Below are 21,592 nucleotides of genomic sequence, written 5' to 3'. Positions count from 1 at the left end.
TTATCCCGGTAGCATGAAGCCTTTCTCCCGGTAGAATAAACGGTTTCTCCCGGTAGGATGAACGCTTCATCCCGGTAGGAGAAAACCTTTATCCTACCGGGAGAAAAGTGCTGTTCAAATATCTTTCTATATAGACCGAGGGGTCAATGCTATATAGACCAAAGGGTTGTTGCTATATAGAACAATGGTGCTCTGTTATATAGACCGAACCCGCTCTGCTATATAGCTTGTCATCTTTAACATTTATTTTCAACGTACAAAGAAAATTTTCCCAAAACAATGAGTATAAAAACATGCAATATATACTCCTTAGTATAATCAACCTTAGAATCGGATAAAAAAGACTTATTACATTAATCTTAAAAAATAAATTATGAAAACAGCAGGTATCATTTTTATAATTCTCCTTTACTTGAATGGAAATAACATTCTGCAAGATCAAAACACAAACGAAAGTGAATCAACTTCTAATAAGAGCCATATTACAATAAATGGCATAGGATTGCAAATGGTTGAAAGAAACGACACCATTTTTATTGATTATGATAAAGGATTGGATATAAACATTTCTTATAAAAACAAAAAACTGACCATTTTAAACAATGGTTCTTCCATACAGTTGAGTAATACAGGGAAAGTTTTTTTAATAAATTCCAAATTGCTGGATTTTAATTAAAAGAGCAAATACAAAGAAATCTCACGATTTGAACAAATAAATTTAAGTGTTAATCTTTAAAATTGAAAAACTTATGAAAAGAATTCAGCAATTATTTTTAGCTTTTGCTATTATGGGGCTTGTGTATGGATGCAAAACAGAACAAAAGAGTGTTGAGCACACTCAAAAAGATCAAAAAACAGATTTAGTTTCTACTCCCAATTACTTCCTTATAATTCAAGATACTGATACCTTTAAAGTTAACCGCCATGGAGATTTCTTGTTTGGCGATGATTATTTACAGGATACTGTTACATTATTGCAAATTTTGAAAGCAACATACAATATAGACCTTTCGCCACAAAGCGACTCTTTACACATTAAATTACGCAATCTCATTGAACAAAAGTCAACCAGTCAATTTGTTGTTTTTAAAGATAAAAATCAATATATGCTAGCGTTAAAAAAAGACACTTTCAATATTGATCGTTTTAAGGTTGATTCGCTAAGCAATGAAAGTGTGGTTATTTTTGAAAACCTGGAACTAAAGGCTAAAGATAAAACAACAACAATTAAGCAAATAAAACACAGTGCTGAAAAAACAGTAGCATATTCAGTTAAAGAGTATCGCAAGATGAAGTAGTGTTATGCCACTTAACCACAGATTAACAGATTAGTGTAATCTGATAATCTGTGGTTAATATTGACACGCCCGACATCTTACCCCTTATTAGCAACCTTCTTCACTGCCAATACATGTTTACACAATCCTCTTTCTCCTTGATATTTACTGTACCATTCGCAGGTACAACGTTCGTTTTTACTGTCTAAAATAACCGTATGCCGTACCCCGCTTCCTTCAACCCGGGCTTCAATACGTTCTGAAGTTTGACTGATGATTTCTACTTTTCCATCTTCAATAAGTTTTTCTGCTCCTTTAATGCGCGGATTAAGGCTCATGATACGATTTAGTTTAAAAGGCAAACGACGATAGAAAAAACGGTTTTCATCCAGATCGAAACCAAGAAGCCCCATTGCAGCAAGCCGGGCAGTTAAACTATCTACATTCTCAAATGAAATGTTTTCTTCAATAGCAAACAGGGTTGGATTAAATGCTTGGTTGGCATAAGCATATTTATCCAGAGCGTCGACCCACTCATCCGAAACGTCATTGATAAGTGATTCTAATGCAGCTCCCTCACCCGAGAATCCTCTCCATGCATCGCGCGACAACGAAAAGCTAAACCGGATATTACCAAAATAAAGCTGCCAGGTTGTGGATTGCATGTCAGGATGCGGAAATATTTTCAATACATCAATATAAGGGAGCAAGGGTTCAAGCAACCGTAAACGATGCAAACCACCTACACAAATAGCATTTTGTGATTTTACCGGAGTAAACATGGGAGTATTGCCACGTATAATCAGATAATAATCATTCTTTACCTGTCCGCGTGGTATGCCCCGGAAAAGCTGCTGGGTTTGTATTTTATTGAATGTATGCACATTCTCGGCTTTTGAGAGATAAATCTGTACTGTACTTAACCCCTTAATCCATTTTACTGGAAGAGGAACTTTACGCTCCACTACTTTCTCGCCTTCACGGTGTAAACCTACCTGCTTCTGCCCTATCGAAAGCATTACTTTTTCATTGGGACGAATACCCCCTAAAGCCGTAAGCATAGGTTGATTAAAATCGACATTTGTAGTACCGTTATCCAGAAATTCGCCATCCAGACCATCGGGTAAAACATCAACACGGGCATAAACGCCTGCACAATGCGAAAAGCCTTCAAAACGCACACTTCCGTTTCCTGCTGTAACAATGGGATCTTTCAACAAGGCCATTTGAAAGGGCGACATGCTGAAACTTGATTTCACAATGTTTGACAGTGTAATTAAACACCGCGCCATAATAAAGGGATTGTTTACATTTCCCCAAAAGTAACAAGGAGCATCCGTATTTTTCTGTATTTCACTGTATTTGGATAGAAAAAGCTGTTCGGATGATGCTTCTTTTATAAGCTGCGAAGGTTGTGCGTAATGATAAGTTAGTAAGTCGCTCATGTTTCTTTTATTTTTTATTAATGATTCGTTCTATTATTTTCTTCAAACTTTTTTCGTCCTGCCATTTATGCATCTGAGTCAATTGAAGGTTTGCTGTACTATTGTTTAATACCAACAATTCGCTATATATTTCCAATAATTTCTTTAAGTTGGTTACTGTTCTATGTAATTGAGATAAAATAGCTTCCATTAAAACCTGTAATTCGGTATTTTGCTGATGGGTTATATTCATCATAAACGATGTTATCAAATCAGTCAACCTTTTTACTGGTGCCCAGTCTGCATTAAACAACTTTCCAATCATCGAACCGAATTCCACATTATCTATTAGATTATGCAGAGATCGTTCCAGCCAGATTTCAGCAGCATAATTACGAATATTCCTATCCGAACAAAGAATGGAACATGCCAAAAACAGGGCTGTATAAGAGTCTACTGCTGTTTTCTGGTTGTATAACATCTGAATAGCCGGAAGCAATACATCTCTTGTTTCGGCATTTGCTACTTGCGAAAATTTAATTCTGCTTCTTACAAGCAATGCATAAGGTATGGATAGTGCTGTTGGATAAGTTAATATAAAGTTACTAATATCAGATGGACCTATACTGTAGCTTATATTATCGCCAATGCAGGCATACAAATTGTTCTGGTCTTCCCAAGGAGACAATGGAATATCCATTTGTATAAAATAATGCTCATTGTAATTTCCATCTTTTTCCTTTTCATCCGATATCTTCCAGGAGTATTTTTTCAAATGTTGCAATACTTCTTCCGGAACAAAACCTGGGCAACGCGATAAAGCCATTTGAAGGTCTATCGAATCGGGTTCCACTCCGGCTACTTTATATTGATTGATCCGTTTGTCCAGCATATCCTGCTGTATCCATGCAGGTAGATGGGTTGGGGTTGATAATAAAGGAAGATCTATCTCACGCTCTATCAAATTTAAAGCATGACACATTATACGATGATAAGGTCGAAATACCGGATATTGTTGTCCATGCCATTCGTTTAAAGGGAGTATTTGCCGGTTATATTTGTTAAATCTCTCTCTTTTTGATTCCTTAATGTCTAAATCAACGGCTTCTTCATGCATTTTGGCAATATAAGCGGCATCTGTTGGAAAGCGGCGGCATAAGTACTGGCAATAATTTATAAAGAATATAGCTGAAAGATGGTAATAGAGTCCTCTCCCCCAGAAATTTATAGACGTTGTACCATCTTTAAAATCATAACGCGAGATTGATCTGTGATAAGATAACTCATACGCTTTGATTAAAGGTATTTCTAATTGCGAAAGATTTTCGGGCTTAATCAAACTATTCAGTTTCATTATTACCGCCGGCAGCAAATCAATATATACAGGAACATCACTACCAAAGAATTTTGACAGAAAAAAAACAATATCTTCGACTGTATTAAATGCTGGTACACGCTGATTCTCGTCTATAGCCTTCAATGGTTCGGTTATCCCACAATTATCTATTGTTTCAACATGTACCAGTTCTATAAAATCAATTAATAGTTCTTTTACACTCGAAAGAATTGCATCCTGATAAGGCACTAATGATTCCTTTATTAAATCAGAATAAGGAACTCCATATTGTTTTATTATCTTCGCTGTTTTCTGTTGAATAGCTTCATCTTTATTCAAAAACAAATAAGCCAGTTCACAACATATTTGTCCCTGTTTTTCGGGATGATTCTTTGCTACTTTTTCGGCTATAGTAAGCGTAGAAAGAAGTATCGATTTTACTTCTGACATAAGAAGTACCGGAAGATGGGATATAAAGCCATCGATCTGGAATTTTTCACTGCCAGCAATTTGCTTTACACTATTAAGAGCTGTATTGACTAGCTTTGAGTATTTACTGGAAAATGTAGCAAATAATTCATCCTGCAACTCAAGTAGTTCTTCTGTAGTAGGTTTCATTGCTATAAACAAATTTGCAAACCAACCAGTAGGCCCACTTTTAAAGTCGTAAGTTATGGTAAGCAATATTCCTTTTAAAACCCGCATCCTGCTAATACGGCCGGATGCTGTATATTTCAAAAAAATACGGGTCCATGCATCTTGTATATCAGCATCTTTTGGAGAATATTCACTATAATCGAACATACTTACTTCGTACTTAAACAGTGTCCAGATATGCTCATCAAATACAAGAGGGTCGAGTTCCAGAAAAGCATCAGTAGAACATCTTTTTCTTGATTTTTCATCAAAATAAAAGGGAGCACGTCCTAAACTACGGGCTATAAGAAGCTCATCCGGTTCAATATATCCTTTCAATGTCCACCGTAAAAGATCGGTATAGCTAAGAGGATTCCAGCTATTTTTTGCTTTTTTATTGTATACTTTCGAAAACCAAGCCGGACAATACCATTCCAATACTTCATCTACCAGTTCCAGAGTATTATTATAAAACCATTCAGTAAGTTTTATAAATTGTGATTCGGTAGCACATACCAGAGTCGTTACATAAAATATCTCCCTGTTTTCTTTGTATGTCGATTTACTGGCACACTCACGTAAAAAAGGAAGAAGAGCTTTTTTATCTTTATTTTTTAATTCCTTCAAGAAAGGAATTATTTTATTACGCTGATTATTGAAATATATTTTCTTAAAACTCTCAACAATTTCATTTCCTGTATTCATAGTATTGGTTTTACTCATTTACCTTTACTCATTATTTCGTGTACAATATTCTTTAATACACTATTGTTTTTCCACTTTTCTACAATTTTTGTTCGCTCAATATTTTTAGTTTCGTTCAAAGATAGTAATTGATTATATATCTCGAGTACACCTTTCAAATGCTTCACGGTTTTATCGCCCATTCCATCAATCATAGCAGCAAGTAGTTCTTCTAAAGCACAGTTATGCGGAACACTTATATTAAGCATTGTTTTCTCAAGTAACTGATTGAAGTTTTTTAAAGAAAGCCATCCCGATTTATTAATATCTGCCATAATCTCTCCTAAAACTTTATTATCAATAAGTTCACCCAAAACCGTTTCGCTCCACAAAGTGGCTGCATAATTTCGGATTGTTTTATCCGAAGCAAAAAGAGAAATGGCAAGCAACTGTATTTCCGGATTTGACAATGATATATGTAATTCAATACATGCTTTCAAAGCATTTATTACAGATGCTTTGCGTATTGTATCTCCTTCGGAAAAGTCATCAATAATATATAATACATAGGCAATTATACTATCATGGTGATAAGGTGCCGAGGTTATCAGTTTTGTAATGTCTTTGGGTAATAGTTTACTACTGGTAAACAAACTATAATAATATTCTGCCAAGAAAACTGATTCATTGTGCTGCTTTACATTGTAAATCGGAGGATTTAGTTTTAAAAAGCTTATGTTTTCAATTGTTTTTATTTCGAACGAATAGTTTCCAGTAAAACAGGCTCTCGGAATATTATAACCCCATTTTGAAGCATATTTTGGAACCTGATGCGGATATTTACAAACCGTTGCAGTCATCCACCAGGAAGGATTGCTAATTTCTAACGATGGCGCAGATACTTTTGGATTCAGTAAATAAAGCATTAAAGATTTTATTTCCCCTTCTAATTCTGTTTGGGCCAGCTTTATTGCTTCAGTAGTATTATCTAAAGCACACCGCTGAAGTGCTAACTGCATATCAAATCCATTAGGAGTACACTTATTATCCTGATATTGTTTTAACCGCTGAATTAAAACTACCGGATCTATCCACATAGGCGCATGGGTAGGAGTAGATAATAAAAGGAATTCATTACCCGATTTCATTGATTTGAGAACAGCAGTCAGTAAAAAGTAAAACGGATAAAGTTCATAATGATTAAATGCGGTTAACCAGATAGAAAGATCCAATCGACCATTTTTTTGCAAATGCTGTTGTAGTTCCAAAGTGATATCCGGATACATCGAAGTAAGATATTTACCATAACTTACCATAAAGAATGCAAAGGTACGCCCAATTAATCCCGACCTTAAAAGTGTATCAGCACTAACTTTAGTTACTTTTTTTAAAACAGGATCCAGTTGGTTTATATTGTTTTGTGTTAAATGAGCACTAAACTTCTGTACATAGTGGGGTAACATAAATAAGTGCCATTCTTCTTCCGATTCAAAAAGTTCGTCCAGATACGCAATGAAATCATTAAATGTTTCGGCTACCGGTATTTTGGTTTCTTTACGTATATGGGGCTTTATAACAAACCTATCCAAATCAGATATTTCCTGCATTTCTGGTAAAGCCGGTGTTTCCGGGGTAGGTAATATTTCAATATCCTGATCCAGCAATGGTTTAAATGGGGGTAATATGTAACTATCATACTGTTTAAGAATGGCTTTTTGTTGTTCCGGATGAGAATATGCTGTAATATACTGAACTATCCTAGACTGAATAAGTTCATCCTGACATATAAAACCAACTGCTAATACATCTACCAATTTTGATGTTTGCGTATACACTTCGAGTAGTTTCAATAGTATATCAATTGCCAAATCAATAATAGACTTTACACCCGACTTCAGTGTTATAGAAATATGGGTTAGAAATTCATCTAATTGAAAACCGGGGACAGTACAAATATATCTGATATACTCTAAAATAGCAGAGATGCTTTTGGTATATGTGGATGTTAATAACTGAAATAGTTCCGTTTGAATAGCAAACAGCTCGGACAAAGATGGATCTAATTTGCTAAATAATTCCATAAACCAGTTAACCTGATTACGACTCAAATTACTACGATTAACTGTTAACAAGCATTCTCTTAATACGTGAATCCGGTCTATATATTTATTTGCTATGAGCGCTCTGAAAACGGTTTTCCAGTTTTCATTTCCGGTTCCCTCAATCAAATCGCAATATATATCCGAAGGATATTGAAAAAGAAACCACACATGTTCTTGAAGCGTTTGCGGATATTGGGTAAGTTTTTCAATCTGAAACAAATACCGGTTACTGTATGTGTCGAAAGCAAACGGATGAAAAATTAAAGTTGCTACAATCAGTTCGGGTGTAGGAGTAATGTATCCTTTTGCTTGCCAATGTATTATTTCATTATACGAAAAGTCTCTCAGTTTATTATTCAGGCGATTATCATTAATATATGCATTTAGCCATTCCGGGCAATACCATTCCAGTATATCGTCAATACAAATTTTTTCCATCAGTTCATATTGAGTATATTCATGAAACTTAATAAAACCGGAAGTCAGATTATTTAAATTAATACGGTTCCTTTTATAATCATTGTAATCCAGACAAATAAATGCTGCAATAGAAAGAATAGTGAACTGCGCCATTGTGCCACGAATTTCACTAAAGTCTCCTTGATGTTGATAAGTAGTATAATATTTTATTCTATCCTTAACTACCGGTGCTAGTTCTTTGCGTTTCGCTTCATCGAGTTTTCGGAAAAAAGGAATTGTTTCAATAACTTTTTCGTTCTCAATAATCTCCAATAACATCTCCTTCATAATTCTAATTTAGTATTCTGTATTTTAGAACAAAAAAACGATTTATTTTATAACCAATTAGAAAATCATTGCAAGTTAAATAAAAAAGGTGAAGATACCCTGAAGTATTTTCACCTTTTCTATTATTTATTTTCTTTATATTTATCTTAAACGATCGGCAGCTTTCACCATCACTTCATCTTTTCCAATTGCCCTGATAGCCAAATAATTAAAAATTATAGCAATTAAGGGTAGGCACAATGCCCAATTTATACGGAAATCATTAAAGTTATCTTTCAAAGCAAAAAAGAAAGCCACAAAAACCAAATAATATCCTATTAACAGAATACTATTAAATATAGAAAATCTTATTTGCAGAACCCTGTTTTTATATATGAATATAGTTGCCGCTGCGATGATACTACTCAACAATAAGATAGCAAATATCCCCCAGGAAGAGTGAAAGCTGTCTTTCAAATCTATTCCGAAAGGAGTAAATGTATAAGCAATAGCATCAGTATCAATAAAAAATCCCAGAGGGAGAAACATGCTTGTTATAAGCAGCCCGACAACACACAATAAATAAACTGTTTGTATGCGTTGAATCATGATTACTGTAATTTATCTTTTTCCTTTGAAGGATTTCTATAATAGATTTTTCCTTCAATATATTCCTGAGCTGCTATAAGCGTTGGTTTTGGAAGTTTTTCATAATAACGTGAAATCTCAATCTGTTCTCTGTTCTCAAAAACTTCTTCCAGATTATCATTATATGATGCAAATTCCTGTAGTTTTTTAGAAAGATCATTTTTAATTTCAACACTTATCTGATTGGAACGTTTACCAATGATAGCCACAGTTTCATAAACATTACCTGTGTCAGCACACAATTCCATCATATCCCGGGTTATTGTATTAGCCGGCGCATTTGTTTTTCTGTAATCCATAAAAAATTATAATTATTCTTCTTCTATTGTTCTACTTGATTCTTTGAATATTCTATTTGCCTCTTTCATATACTTACTTTCAGGAAATTCATTTTTAAAGGCATAATATTCATCAATTGTTTCTCTAAAACGTTCGTCTTTCTTTTCAACAATACTATGTAAAGCCATCTCATGTTTGGCACGCAGTATCAAAATAGAAAGTTCTTCACGCAAATATGTATAAGGATAATCCTTTAGTGCATTTTGTGCAGTAATTACACACGATAAGAAGTTGTTTCCATTATAGTTGCCCAGATTATAATACAATCTGGCAGCAAGAAATTCTTTCATTACCAACTTATCCTGCAAAGAAAAGATCATTTCCTGTGCTTCTTTTTTCTGAGAACTCTGTGGGAAATACTCCATAAACATTTGAAGTTCCTGAATAGCTATGTATGTACCCGATTGATCGAGGCGTGCATCCGGACTTTCCAAGTATAATGCTTTTCCCGAATGGAAACGAGCCAGTTCAGTATAAGTACCTCGTGGATAGGTATTGTAGTAGGTCATGAAAGTTTGAGCGGCAGTAGAATAATCTTTCTGATTATAGTAACTCATGCCCAGCATATAAAGAGATTCTTCTGCTTTATCTGTTCCTTTCAGAATAGTTATTACTTCATTCAGCAAAGTTGCAGCCCGAGTATACTGGCCTTTTGCAAAATAGTTTTTTGCTGCTTCATACTTATATTCATAATCTGTACTCTTCAGCAACTTGTTATATTCACCACAAGAGGAGAAAATGATAGCTGCAAGTAAAACTAAAACAAGATTTTTCTTCATGCCGTTAAAAATAATTGCGCAAAGTTACTTATTCACATTGAATAAATCAATTATAATTGGAGTTTTTGAGTTTTTAAGCTTATAAGTTTTTGAGTTTTTAAGTTTATTGGTTCCAAAACTTAAAAACTCAAAACTTATAAGTTCAAATCACAATTTGTATAGTTCACTTGCAGCAAGCAGGTCTACTTTCTTTTCTGTTAGTACTTCAATACATTTTTCCAGATTACTGGGACGTATAATAACATTGGCCGAATTGTTATTTGCAAAGGAGTACATGTATTCAATAAATACACCTTCGTCCGAAAGGAAGTTCAATACTTTAGCCAATGCACCAGGCACATTCGGGCAGTTAATACCTACCACATTTGTAATATTCACAGCAAAGTGATTTTCTTTCAATACCGCGTAAGCCCTATCGGGGTCGGAAACAATACCACGAAGAATACCAAAATCAGCATTTTCTGCAATGCAAAGGGCAGACAGATTAATATCTGCTTTAGCTAAAACTTCTGTTACTTCTGTTAAACGGCCTGTATTATTTTCAAGAAAGATGGAAAGTTGTTTTGCTATCATAATATTTAGAATTTTAAAATGTTCTTTTATCAATCACACGTTTGGCTTTACCGGTACTACGTTCAATACTGCGAGGTTCTGCCAGTTTCACATCTACACCAAGTCCTAATACACTTTGTAAACGCCCGGTAATTTTTTTCTTCAAAGCCACCATTTTATTAATTTCATCGGAATAATAATCTGGACGTACTTCTACGCGAAGCTCCATTCTATCTGTATTATTAATACGATCAACAGTTAATAAATAATGTGGTTCGAGTTCCTCCATTTTCAGAATAACAGATTCAATTTGTGTTGGGAATACGTTAACCCCACGAATAATCAACATGTCATCGCTTCTGCCAAGTATTCTATCCATCCTTACCAGTGTACGACCACAATCGCATTTTTCATGGTGCAAGGCCGTCAGGTCTTTTGTACGATAACGCAAAAGCGGCATTCCTTCTTTGGTAAGATGTGTAAATACAAGTTCTCCTGTTTCACCAGATTTTACAGGTTGTAAAGTATGCGGATCAACTATTTCCGGATAAAAATGGTCTTCGTTTAAATGGGTTCCATGTTGGCATTCACATTCATAGCCTACACCAGGACCAGCTATTTCACTCAATCCATATATATCATAAGCTTTTATGCCAAGTTTTTCTTCTATTTCTTTCCGCATGTTCTCGGTCCACGGCTCTGCACCTAAAGCTCCTATTTTAAGCTTTAACTCATTCCTGTCAATACCGGAATCTTTTATTGCATCTGCCATAAATAAAGCATACGAAGGTGTACAACAAAGTACTGTTGCCCCAAAATCGTGCATCAGAGTTATTTGTTTTTCGGTATTTCCACTCGACATCGGAATTACTGAGGCGCCAATATGTTCGGCACCGTAATGGGCGCCCAATCCTCCGGTAAACAATCCATACCCATAAGCAACCTGAAAAAAATCGGTGCTACCAGCTCCATAAGCAGTAAAGCATCGTGCAAGACATTCGGTCCAGGCCGATAAATCTTTCCGGGTATATCCTACTACTGTGGGCTTTCCGGTTGTTCCTGATGATGCATGTATACGTACAATCTGGCTCATAGGCACTGCACACAATCCAAAGGGATAATTATCGCGCAAATCATGCTTGGTGGTAAAAGGCAGTTTTACAATATCATCTATATCGTTAATGTCGTCGGGCGTTATACCCAGTTCCTGCATTTTTTTCCGATAGAATGGTGTGTTGTGATATACGTGCTCTACTGTTTTCTTTAAACGAATGCTCTGAATCTTTCTTAAGCTTTCACGATCCATGCATTCGATATTTTCATTCCAGATCATCTTTATATTATAATTTTATATGAATTAGCAGCTTTTTGTTATAAGATGGTGCAAAGTAAAAGATTTATTTTGAGTAAACAAATAAAACTATGATGAAAATCACACTAGTAAAAATACAAAGAAAAGTATTTTTAACGGAAGAATCCGTACTTTTGTCCGAATAATCGTTAAAACATATATTTATGAATTTCTATACCGTTCTATGGCCCAACGAATGGGTTAAAAATATAATGAAAAATGGAGATGCAGGACCTCTTACTGTTATCTATGGTGGTGAACACACTTCACAACCCTCTTTGAGTAAAGTAAAAGCTGGAGATGTTATTTATGCTGTAAGAGTAGAGAAAGGACAGCTTTTTATTATGGGAAGATTAACTGTTGCGGAAATTCAGAATGCAGATGAATACATTAAAAACAACCTTCAAATTAATCCCGATAATGAAATGTGGGACTCTTATACATACAAAAATAAAAAAACAATCAAGCACAATGTTCCACGCACTTGCACCGATGATGCTGCGTTAGGTGTAGATGGTTCAACTATCGAAAACCGTCTATTTCCAAACGAACTTATTCCTCACTTAAAACTGGGACCTATTGGAAAAGAAGTACCGGCTAAATTGAAAAATGGCCAGATACTATCATTAACCTTCCAAGGGCACGTCCGCAGAATAAGTGAGGAATCGGCTAAGATGTTTGATTGTTTATTTTAATTTCTTCCCAATATAGAACACATACCCATAGAACTCCTTATATTTAAGGTATAGGCTTTCTTCATGGCGCTGACCTGCAATTAAGTCTTCTACCATTTTATTGCCAGGATACTTTTTCAGGAACTCTTCCTGTGCCTTATGGCATGGTGCATAAAAGTATTCTGTCCAACAATTTTCGGGTAAAATAAAGGTAGCAACAGGAACGTATCCGGCTTGCTGCATTTGGGCAACTTTATTAGGAATAGTATCTATTTCGGGATAGTTTTCCATCCAGAATTTGTTGATCTCATCAGGACGTTCGTTGGTAAACCACGATGCTTCCGATGCAGCGATATAACCGCCTGTTTTCAAATACTGCCTCCATTCGTTCAATCCTCGTTCAAAACCTATGTTATAGATGGCACCTTCGGACCATATAAGGTCTAAAGATTCTTTTTCGAAAGGAAGAGGATCTGTCATTGAACCAATAATGCCCTTTACTCGCCCATGTAAGTTGAGTTGTTCTGCATTTCGATTGAAGATTTGAATGAAATCCGGAAACAAATCAAGTCCGGTAACCTGGCCCGAGGTGTGCTGTGCCAAAGTCATTGTTTGCCCACCTGTGCCGCAACCTATGTCGGCCATGCGAGATTCTTTTGTCAGGTTATCAATAAAGCTCAATGCTTTGAGAGTTACTGCCGGACTTCCGGGTCCTTGTCGTTCTACACCAGCAAAATATTCGCAGATTAAATTAAAATCGAAATCGTGAATTGTTTTAGTATTATTGTTACTCATGATGTTTTTAAATTATTATTATAGCAATGAGGTAGATATAAAATACACCTATCACATGACTAAATTATTGTTATATATATGTATATGAAAATAACTCGGGCAAGAACATGCCTGAGTATAAAATAAGGGATAACCTTAGCAGAACGCTAAAGTTATTTACTTCACCAAATCCTTCTTAGTTGTTGTCATGCGGCAAAGATACATCTTTTTTTTAGAATTGAAGTGTTTTCTCATTTTTTCTCCACTACAATGATAAAATGGCCATGGATAGATTCGCTGCTGATAATCAACAAATTGCAGTACCACCGATTTTTAAAGCCTGAGAAAAAAGTTTCATCTGTTTTTTAAGGCTTGAAACAAAAGTATCAACTAGGGTGGTACAAAAGTGCCACAACTAAGATACTTTTGTATCACAAGCGTGGCACTTTTGTACCATAGGCATGATACAATTGAACAAATAATCATTATCTACATTAAACAATTTGTGTATCTCAATTATTTTAGCGAATATTGTTCTTAATTAGTAGCTAACATTATCAGCCAATGAATTTTGAATTAATATCTCCATATAAACCAACCGGCGACCAGCCGGAGGCAATAGCACAACTAACCGAAGGGCTACTCCAAGGCACCCACGCACAGACACTATTGGGTGTTACAGGCTCGGGAAAAACATTCACCATTGCAAATGTTATCAAAAACATTAATAAGCCCACACTGATATTAAGCCATAATAAAACGCTTGCAGCACAATTATATAGTGAGTTTAAAAGTTTTTTCCCCAACAATGCTGTTGAGTATTATGTATCCTATTACGATTATTATCAACCGGAGGCTTATTTACCCGGATCGGATACGTATATAGAGAAAGATCTTCAAATAAACGATGAGATTGATAAATTACGGCTGGCAGCTACATCCTCTCTACTTTCGGGCAGGCAAGATGTTGTTGTTGTATCTTCTGTATCCTGTATCTATGGTATGGGTAACCCTGCCGACTTCTATAATAATGTAATAGAGGTACAGGTAGAAAAAAGTATTAGCCGAAATGTATTTCTTAGAAAACTTGTAGATAGTTTATATGTACGTAATGATATTGATTTAAACCGGGGAAATTTTCGTGTAAAAGGTGATACGGTAGATATTGCCCTTGCATATACCGACAATATACTACGGGTTATTTTCTGGGGTGATGAAGTAGAATCTATTGAAGAAGTTGACCCAGTAACTAACTTTTCACTAAGCAAATTTAATGCTTATAAAATATATCCGGCCAACTTGTTTATGACCACAAAGGAAACAACCCTAAGGGCTATCCACCAGATTGAAGACGATTTGACCAAACAAGTTGCCTACTTCGAGTCCATAGGCAAACCCTATGAGGCAAAGCGATTGTATGAGCGTGTAACGTATGATATGGAAATGCTACGCGAACTGGGACATTGTTCGGGCATTGAAAACTACTCGCGTTACTTTGATGGCCGCGAACCCGGAACACGTCCTTATTGCTTGCTCGATTTCTTTCCGGAAGATTTTCTTATGGTTATTGACGAAAGCCATGTAAGTGTGCCCCAAATCAGAGCGATGTATGGGGGCGACCGTGCCCGTAAAACAAATCTGGTAGAGTATGGCTTCCGGCTTCCGGCTGCAATGGATAATCGTCCGTTAACATTCGACGAATTTCAGGGAATGTTAAATCAGGTAATATATGTAAGTGCAACCCCAGCCGATTATGAGCTAATACAATCGGAAGGTATTGTGGTTGACCAGGTTATCCGCCCAACGGGGTTGCTCGATCCTGTTATTGAGATCCGTCCCAGCATGAATCAGATTGATGATCTTATGGAGGAAATTCAGTTGCGGGTAGAGATAAACGAAAGAGTGTTGGTAACTACACTTACAAAACGTATGGCCGAAGAACTGAGCGAATATTTATTGAATCATGGTATTCGTTGCAACTACATTCACAGCGATGTTGATACACTGGAACGAATAAAAATCATGGACGACCTGCGTCAAGGTATTTTCGATGTACTTATAGGTGTAAATCTTCTGCGTGAAGGTCTTGACCTACCCGAAGTATCACTTGTTGCAATTCTTGATGCTGACAAAGAGGGTTTTCTACGTTCGCACCGGTCGCTAACTCAAACTGCAGGAAGGGCTGCCAGAAACATTAATGGCAAAGTAATTATGTATGCCGATAAAATAACAGAAAGCATGCAACTTACTATTGATGAAACAAACCGGAGAAGAGAAAAGCAACTTGCTTATAATGAAGAGCATGGTATTACTCCTACACAAATTAAAAAAGCTCGAAACTTATCTGTTTTCGGTTCTAATACAGAAGAGGTTACAACAGGAAACGTTTACATTGAACCCGAAAACCCAAATCTGGCTGCCGACCCAGTTGTTCAATATATGACCAAACCGCAACTCGAAAAAAGCATAGAAAGAACACGTAAATTAATGCAGGAAGCAGCTAAGAAACTGGAATTTATTGAAGCCGCCCAGTATCGTGACGAACTTATTAAATTACAAGATATTTTAAAGGAAAGATGGCCTTAACAAGCATAATATTTAATTTCATAGCACAAAATCTTAATCTATGTTATAAAACACAGGTTTATGAATGGAAAATTTGCAGATTTCCACGAAGTCCGTATCTTTGCAATGTGTTTTTCATAGTATTAGATTTAAGGTTAACAAAGGTTGGGATCAGGCGTGATCCCTTTTTTTATGCCCATACATTTATGAGAAAATTTCTGTTGTTCATACTTTCGGTTTTATACCTGTCACTCCCCACGCAAGCACAAAAAGTTGGACTCGTTTTAAGTGGTGGTGGTGCAAAAGGCCTCACACATATTGGTATAATCCGGGCCCTCGAAGAAAATAATATTCCTATTGATTATGTAACCGGTACATCCATGGGAGCCATTATTGGAGCACTCTATGCCATGGGGTATTCTGCCGACGATATGGAAACTCTTATTGGTTCGGAAGATTTTGCCAGATGGTACACAGGGAAAGTTGAGGAAGATTATATGTACTATTTCAAAGCTAATCGCCCTACTCCCGATTTCTTTAATATCCGCCTGTCGTTTCAAGACTCTCTATCCAACGTTACTTCGCAATTTCTTCCAACCAGCGTTGTTAACCCAATCCAGATGAATCTGGTATTTATTGAATTATTTGCTGCTGCCACAGCCGCCAGCAAAGGTAATTTCGACAATTTATTTGTTCCTTTCCGATGCATTGCATCCGATGTTTATAACAAAAAAGAACTGGTTTTAAAAGATGGTGACCTTGGCGATGCAGTCCGGGCATCCATGAGTTTTCCTTTTGTATTTAAACCAATTGAAATAGATGGAGTTTTGGCATACGATGGTGGTATTTACAACAACTTTCCAACCGATGTTATGCAAACAGATTTGCAACCAGACATTATTATTGGAAGTGTAGTAGCTAAAAACCCGTCGAAACCAGACGAGAAAGACATTATGAATCAATTGGAAAACATGATCATGCAAAAAACAGACTATACTATGGCCGACTCGTTGGGCATTTTGCTGACCTTCCGCTATGATAATGTAACTCTGATGGACTTTCATAAACTGAAAGAACTGGAAAAAATAGGTTACGATCGTACCATGAGTATGATGGACTCTATTAAAAGCCGGATTCATCGTCGGGTAGATAAGGAAAATGTTCAACTACGCCGCATGATATACCGAAGCAGCTACCCCGAATTACGTTTCAAAAACATATATATTGAAGGAGCAAATTCAAAACAACGAGCCTACATACGAAGCGAGTTTGAACGTGATGATTCCGGTTTTTTTGGCTACGAATCAATCAAGCGCGCCTATTTCCGTTTACTTTCAGACAAAGTTATTTCCGAAATAATGCCTCATGCTGTGTACAGGCCCGATGAGAGTGTGTTCGATTTATATCTAAAGGTTAAAATTGAGGATCAGTTTTCTATCCGGCTTGGAGGAAACGTATCAACAACCAGTTCAAACCAGATTTATTTTGGAATAACTTATCAGGATTTAAATTTTTATTCAAAAGAGTTTAGCTTAGACGGACAAATCGGTAAGATTTATAACAATGCCCAATTCATGGCAAAAATGGATTTTCCAACAGCAATACCAACATCCTACAGGTTTATTACTTCTGTCAGCACGCTTGATTATTTCAAAAAGGATAAGATATTCTCGAACAGAGATAAACCGGCTTTTACTCAAAAAGAAGAACGTTTTGCCAAATTGATTGTAGCCCTTCCGTTTTTGTCGAGCAAAAGAGCCGAATTTAGCTTTGGTGTTGCCGAACTGGATGATAAATATTTCCAGGAAAACACAATTAATTTTGATGAAGATAAATACGACAGGAGTAAATATAGGATTTTTGGCGGTTCTATCAGTATAAACGGTAGCACTTTAAACAGACGTCAACATGCCACACAGGGGTACAGTGAGGCATTAGTTGCACAAATATATAAAGGAAAAGAAAAATTCAAACCAGGAATGAGATCAGAAGAAATACCCAGATACCACCAAAATCATACTTGGTTACAAATATCATATACACGCGAGGATTATCATAAAATAACTTCTAAATTCACTTTAGGCACCTATATTGAAGGATTATTTGCTTCGAGAAACTTTTCCGAGAACTATACAGCAACAATGTTGCAAGCAGGCGAGTTTGCGCCCACTGCACATAGTCGGTTAACATACAATGAAGCCTTCCGTGCCAATCAGTATATGGCTACCGGAATAAGACCTATTTATCACATAAATAATCTCTTTCATTTTCGTGGAGAGTTTTACGGCTTCCTACCTATCTTTCCTATTGAAAGAACCAGTTTGAACAAAGCACAATATGGAAAATCATTTTCTTCCTTTGAATATATGGGAGAGTTATCGTTAATTTGTGCATTACCCTTCGGAAGCATTTCGGCATACCTAAATCATTATAGCTCACCGAAAAAAGAATGGAATGTGGGCATTACATTAGGTTGGCAATTATTTAATTACCGCTTCTTTGAATAAGAAATTCAAAAAAACAGGTAAAATTGCTTGCAAATATAAAAAAAGGGCGTATCTTTGCACCCGTTAAAGAAATGGCCGCGTAGCTCAACTGAATAGAGTAGCTGACTACGGATCAGCCGGTTACAGGTTTGAATCCTGTCGCGGTCACCAATTAACAAAGCATTTAGGGTCGCGTAGCTCAACTGAATAGAGTAGCTGACTACGGATCAGCCGGTTACAGGTTTGAATCCTGTCGCGATCACAGTCGCCGATAATCTAGTGGTTATCGGCGTTTTTTTTATCAAAAGGATAAAAACGAGTTGGTTTTGATGGATATATACTGTACATTTGCTGTTAGAAATAAAAAAGGAATCATCAGAATACTGGTTGGTTCCAGAAAGGATTAGTTATGACAGATAATAACAAACGTAGTATTGCAACTTATTCTTCTGAAAAAAGGATTGAGAAACAAAAAAGTACAGCTGCACGTGTAACCTCTTCCAAAGCTGCTGCAACTGTTTTCCTGAAAAAAGCTGGTATTCTTAATAGAAAAGGAAATATTAAGGATATATACAAAACCAAATAAAATATCCTACAATTAAATGGCTAAACAATCTTTGTACTCTAAAAGAGCCAATTTAATTATTGGATTTCATGGATGTGAAAAAAACATAGCAGAGAAGATTGCATGTGGTGAAGAAGACTTAAAAAAAAGTATAAATGATTATGATTGGCTAGGCAATGGCGTTTATTTTTGGGAAAACAATTATAACAGAGCTTTTGAATGGGCAGAAAAATCAAAAAAAATTAGAGAACCAGGTGTTCTAGGAGCAGTTATCGATTTAGGTTATTGTATGGATCTGCTGGACTCTGAATTTATACAAGAACTGAAAATTGGATATGACACACTTCTTGCAACTATGGAATTAATAGGCTCTCCAATGCCTGTAAATAAAGGAACAACCCCTGACAAACTTTTAAGAAAACTGGACTGTGCAGTAATTGAGGTAATTCATACCCTCAATGAAGAAGATAATAATAGTGTATCTTATGATTCTGTTCGTGGTGTTTTCTGGGAAGGAGAAGAAATATACCCAGGAGCATTCTTTAAAGAAAAAAACCATATCCAAATTTGTGTAAGAAATCCAAACTGCATCAAAGGATATTTTATCCCACGAATAATCGATGGCAACTTTATAATTCCATAAGAAAATCCAAAATCAAGGCTAAACAAGAACTTAAGTTTTTCTTCAGAGTAAGTTAAGTTTCTTATATATAAAAAGTTAAGTTTTTCTAGTATAGAAACTTAAGTTACTCTTTAGAAAAACTTAACTTATTCTTTGGAAAAAGCTAACTTACTTTTCAGGTGTACTTCTATCTCCAATCACCATCAAACAAGCACCTGCCGAATAACCGCCTCCAAACACCGACATACAAACCAAATCATTACTCTCAAAGCGATTATCATTCATTGCATACACCAGTAGGGCACTTGCTGAGCCTGTATTACCCATTCTCTCAATATTCGAAAGAGATTTCTTTTCGGGTAAACCCAAACGATGAGCTACATTTTTAAGAATACGCATATTAGCCTGATGACCTATAAAATAAGATAGATCTTCTACTTTGTAACCATTGTCCTCTACTATTTTTTGTGTATTCTGAGCAATATACGTACATGCATAAGTGAAAACATCTTTTCCGAAAGGCATTTGAATACCACCATGCGGAAGACTTAACTTTACCGCTTCGGGCCCTAGCCCAATGTGTGCCAGTCCTTGAGTGGTTATATCCAATATTTCTGTTTCCGAATCATCATATCGTTCATTGGAAAGAAAATATGCCACAGCACCATCTCCCCATAGATGTCCGGAAATAGAATCATTATCATCCGAGAATGAAGAATTACGATCGGCACAAATCAATAAGGCACGCGAAGCCAATCCGGCAGCAAAATAAGCACTAACTGCTTCAATTGCATTCATTCCGGAAGAGCAGGCTGAAGAGATATAAAATACTTTCGCATTTTCTATATTAAACTCCCGCTGAATGCAATGCCCTGTAGTACCCACTGTATCCGATGGGGTATACGACGCAAAAATAATTAAATCGACAGTAGTAATACCATAAGGTAGCTTTTGAGCAGCCATTTCTACTGCTTGTTGACACATGTAGTTAAGAGTTTCCTTTTCTGAAGCACGTACCCTCGATCTGATACCGGTACGTTGATAAATCCAATCATCACTAAGGCCGTTTAACTCGGTAAAATAACTGTTGGGAATGCTCGTTTCCGGAACATAAAAACCTGTAGAATTGATAAACATAACAAGTCTGTGTTATTAGAGCAGCAAGTGAACACCAGTTCACATTTGCTGCAAAAAAATATTAATATTAAAAATTGAGACTATTCAATAAATTGAATTATCTCGTTGCACATTTTTTATTTCACCCTGAATCAGGGTTTAACTTTTACCAGATCATACAAATAGAGCACAAACTGATCCTGCCCATCTATATTCTTTCTGGCATCTTTTATGGCAAAATCATCGCGGGTGTCCATAAAATATATTTTGGTAAACAACCTGCTTAATAAATTTACATCTATATCCTGACGAATTTCATTGGCACTGATACTATTCAGCAATGCAATCCGCCACTGGTTTTGCACATGCAGTTGAATTTTCTTATAACGAATAGTAAAACCAGGATAATAACGAGCAGCTTGAATCATCAAATTATTGAAATTCAGGAATGTAAAACGCGATCCGCCTTTGGTTGTTATCAATTGAGCAATAAGCCGTTGCCTTTTTCCCAAAGAACGAACCAGTTCGGGTACACAAATACTGGCATCTATTTTTTCGGTTATCCGCTCAAGGGTATGAAAAAAGTAGGTATCAACAACCACCTTGAACAGTTCATCCTTGTTTTTAAAATGCCGGTACAGGGCACCACGAGACATTCCCAACTTTTGTTGCAGATTACTAATGATAGGTGTAGCGTAACCATCTACCATAAATTCGTCGAAAGCAACTTTCAATATGTCTTCCCTGTTGAATTTCACACTGCAAAATAAATTGTTTTAATTCAAATACACAAATAAAATGTGAACGAGTTTTCACTTTTATACAAATATTTAGAACACAGAGACACAGAGGTACTGTGTTGAATTCCAAATTAAATTAAATATTTTTTCTATCTTTGTCTCCGCCAAAGGAAGGCTTCATGCGATACTTTGTACT

The 21,592-nt window shown here is 36.0% G+C and carries 18 protein-coding genes and 2 tRNA genes; 9 read left to right on the top strand and 11 right to left on the bottom strand.

Annotated features, from left to right (window positions below; all coding sequences use genetic code 11):
• The first annotated feature begins 373 nt into the window (after positions 1-373).
• On the top strand, positions 374-676 hold the full coding sequence (locus tag D0T85_RS16770) for a hypothetical protein (protein ID WP_163214684.1): 303 nt from the start codon (positions 374-376) through the stop codon (positions 674-676).
• A gap of 73 nt (positions 677-749) precedes the next feature.
• On the top strand, positions 750-1,298 hold the full coding sequence (locus tag D0T85_RS16765; RefSeq protein ID WP_163214683.1) for a hypothetical protein: 549 nt from the start codon (positions 750-752) through the stop codon (positions 1,296-1,298).
• 77 nt (positions 1,299-1,375) lie between these two features.
• Here D0T85_RS16765 and D0T85_RS16760 read toward each other — a convergent pair whose 3' ends face one another.
• The 8 genes from D0T85_RS16760 to D0T85_RS16725 form a co-directional block, all read right to left on the bottom strand.
• A complete protein-coding gene (locus tag D0T85_RS16760; protein WP_163214682.1) occupies positions 1,376-2,722 on the bottom strand; it encodes an SWIM zinc finger family protein in 1,347 nt (448 codons plus the stop codon).
• A gap of 7 nt (positions 2,723-2,729) precedes the next feature.
• Positions 2,730-5,378, bottom strand: coding sequence for a DUF6493 family protein (locus D0T85_RS16755; protein WP_163214681.1), 2,649 nt, complete (start codon positions 5,376-5,378; stop codon positions 2,730-2,732).
• Between the two features lie 14 nt (positions 5,379-5,392).
• On the bottom strand, positions 5,393-8,206 hold the full coding sequence (locus tag D0T85_RS16750) for a DUF6493 family protein (protein WP_163214680.1): 2,814 nt from the start codon (positions 8,204-8,206) through the stop codon (positions 5,393-5,395).
• Between the two features lie 141 nt (positions 8,207-8,347).
• Positions 8,348-8,794 (bottom strand): DUF4293 domain-containing protein, encoded by a 447-nt coding sequence (locus tag D0T85_RS16745; protein WP_163214679.1) that lies wholly within the window; start codon positions 8,792-8,794, stop codon positions 8,348-8,350.
• 2 nt (positions 8,795-8,796) lie between these two features.
• Positions 8,797-9,132, bottom strand: a complete 336-nt coding sequence (locus tag D0T85_RS16740) for a DNA-directed RNA polymerase subunit omega (RefSeq protein ID WP_163214678.1) — start codon at positions 9,130-9,132, stop codon at positions 8,797-8,799.
• 12 nt (positions 9,133-9,144) lie between these two features.
• The gene (locus tag D0T85_RS16735; protein WP_163214677.1) at positions 9,145-9,951 is read right to left on the bottom strand and encodes an outer membrane protein assembly factor BamD; all 807 of its coding nucleotides are present in this window, start codon (positions 9,949-9,951) and stop codon (positions 9,145-9,147) included.
• A 147-nt stretch (positions 9,952-10,098) separates the two neighbouring features.
• Entirely contained in the window at positions 10,099-10,524 is a 426-nt protein-coding gene (locus tag D0T85_RS16730) for an amino acid-binding protein (protein ID WP_163214676.1), read from the bottom strand.
• Between the two features lie 13 nt (positions 10,525-10,537).
• On the bottom strand, positions 10,538-11,836 hold the full coding sequence (locus D0T85_RS16725; protein ID WP_163214675.1) for a phenylacetate--CoA ligase family protein: 1,299 nt from the start codon (positions 11,834-11,836) through the stop codon (positions 10,538-10,540).
• Between the two features lie 182 nt (positions 11,837-12,018).
• Between D0T85_RS16725 and D0T85_RS16720 the strand changes: the two genes are divergently transcribed.
• Entirely contained in the window at positions 12,019-12,549 is a 531-nt protein-coding gene (locus D0T85_RS16720; RefSeq protein ID WP_163214674.1) for a hypothetical protein, read from the top strand.
• On the opposite strand, the gene D0T85_RS16715 is transcribed toward D0T85_RS16720, so the two are convergent.
• Entirely contained in the window at positions 12,541-13,323 is a 783-nt protein-coding gene (locus D0T85_RS16715; RefSeq protein WP_163214673.1) for a class I SAM-dependent methyltransferase, read from the bottom strand. The two genes, D0T85_RS16720 and D0T85_RS16715, sit on opposite strands and share 9 nt — an antisense overlap.
• Before the next feature lie 543 nt (positions 13,324-13,866).
• Between D0T85_RS16715 and uvrB the strand changes: the two genes are divergently transcribed.
• The 6 genes from uvrB (at position 13,867) to D0T85_RS16685 (ending at position 19,561) form a co-directional block, all read left to right on the top strand.
• On the top strand, positions 13,867-15,888 hold the full coding sequence (gene uvrB, locus D0T85_RS16710) for an excinuclease ABC subunit UvrB (protein ID WP_163214672.1): 2,022 nt from the start codon (positions 13,867-13,869) through the stop codon (positions 15,886-15,888).
• Between the two features lie 185 nt (positions 15,889-16,073).
• A complete protein-coding gene (locus D0T85_RS16705) occupies positions 16,074-18,374 on the top strand; it encodes a patatin-like phospholipase family protein (protein ID WP_163214671.1) in 2,301 nt (766 codons plus the stop codon).
• Positions 18,375-18,447: 73 nt separating this feature from the next.
• A tRNA-Arg gene (locus tag D0T85_RS16700) sits at positions 18,448-18,524 on the top strand.
• Between the two features lie 17 nt (positions 18,525-18,541).
• Positions 18,542-18,615, top strand: a tRNA-Arg gene (locus tag D0T85_RS16695).
• Between the two features lie 147 nt (positions 18,616-18,762).
• Positions 18,763-18,939 (top strand): hypothetical protein, encoded by a 177-nt coding sequence (locus tag D0T85_RS16690; RefSeq protein ID WP_163214670.1) that lies wholly within the window; start codon positions 18,763-18,765, stop codon positions 18,937-18,939.
• Positions 18,940-18,955: 16 nt separating this feature from the next.
• Positions 18,956-19,561: a hypothetical protein gene (locus tag D0T85_RS16685; protein ID WP_163214669.1), complete on the top strand. Its 606-nt coding sequence runs from the start codon at positions 18,956-18,958 to the stop codon at positions 19,559-19,561.
• A 147-nt stretch (positions 19,562-19,708) separates the two neighbouring features.
• Here the strand turns inward: D0T85_RS16685 and D0T85_RS16680 are convergent, their stop codons facing one another.
• Both D0T85_RS16680 and D0T85_RS16675 read right to left on the bottom strand, forming a co-directional pair.
• Positions 19,709-20,677 (bottom strand): 3-oxoacyl-ACP synthase III family protein, encoded by a 969-nt coding sequence (locus D0T85_RS16680; protein ID WP_163214668.1) that lies wholly within the window; start codon positions 20,675-20,677, stop codon positions 19,709-19,711.
• Between the two features lie 131 nt (positions 20,678-20,808).
• The gene (locus D0T85_RS16675; protein ID WP_163214667.1) at positions 20,809-21,414 is read right to left on the bottom strand and encodes a TetR/AcrR family transcriptional regulator; all 606 of its coding nucleotides are present in this window, start codon (positions 21,412-21,414) and stop codon (positions 20,809-20,811) included.
• Positions 21,415-21,592: the final 178 nt, after the last annotated feature.

Source organism: Bacteroides sp. 519 (assembly GCF_010500955.1).
Taxonomy (GTDB): Bacteria; Bacteroidota; Bacteroidia; order Bacteroidales; family Bacteroidaceae; genus Bacteroides.
This window is presented reverse-complemented; position numbering and strand designations above follow the sequence as displayed.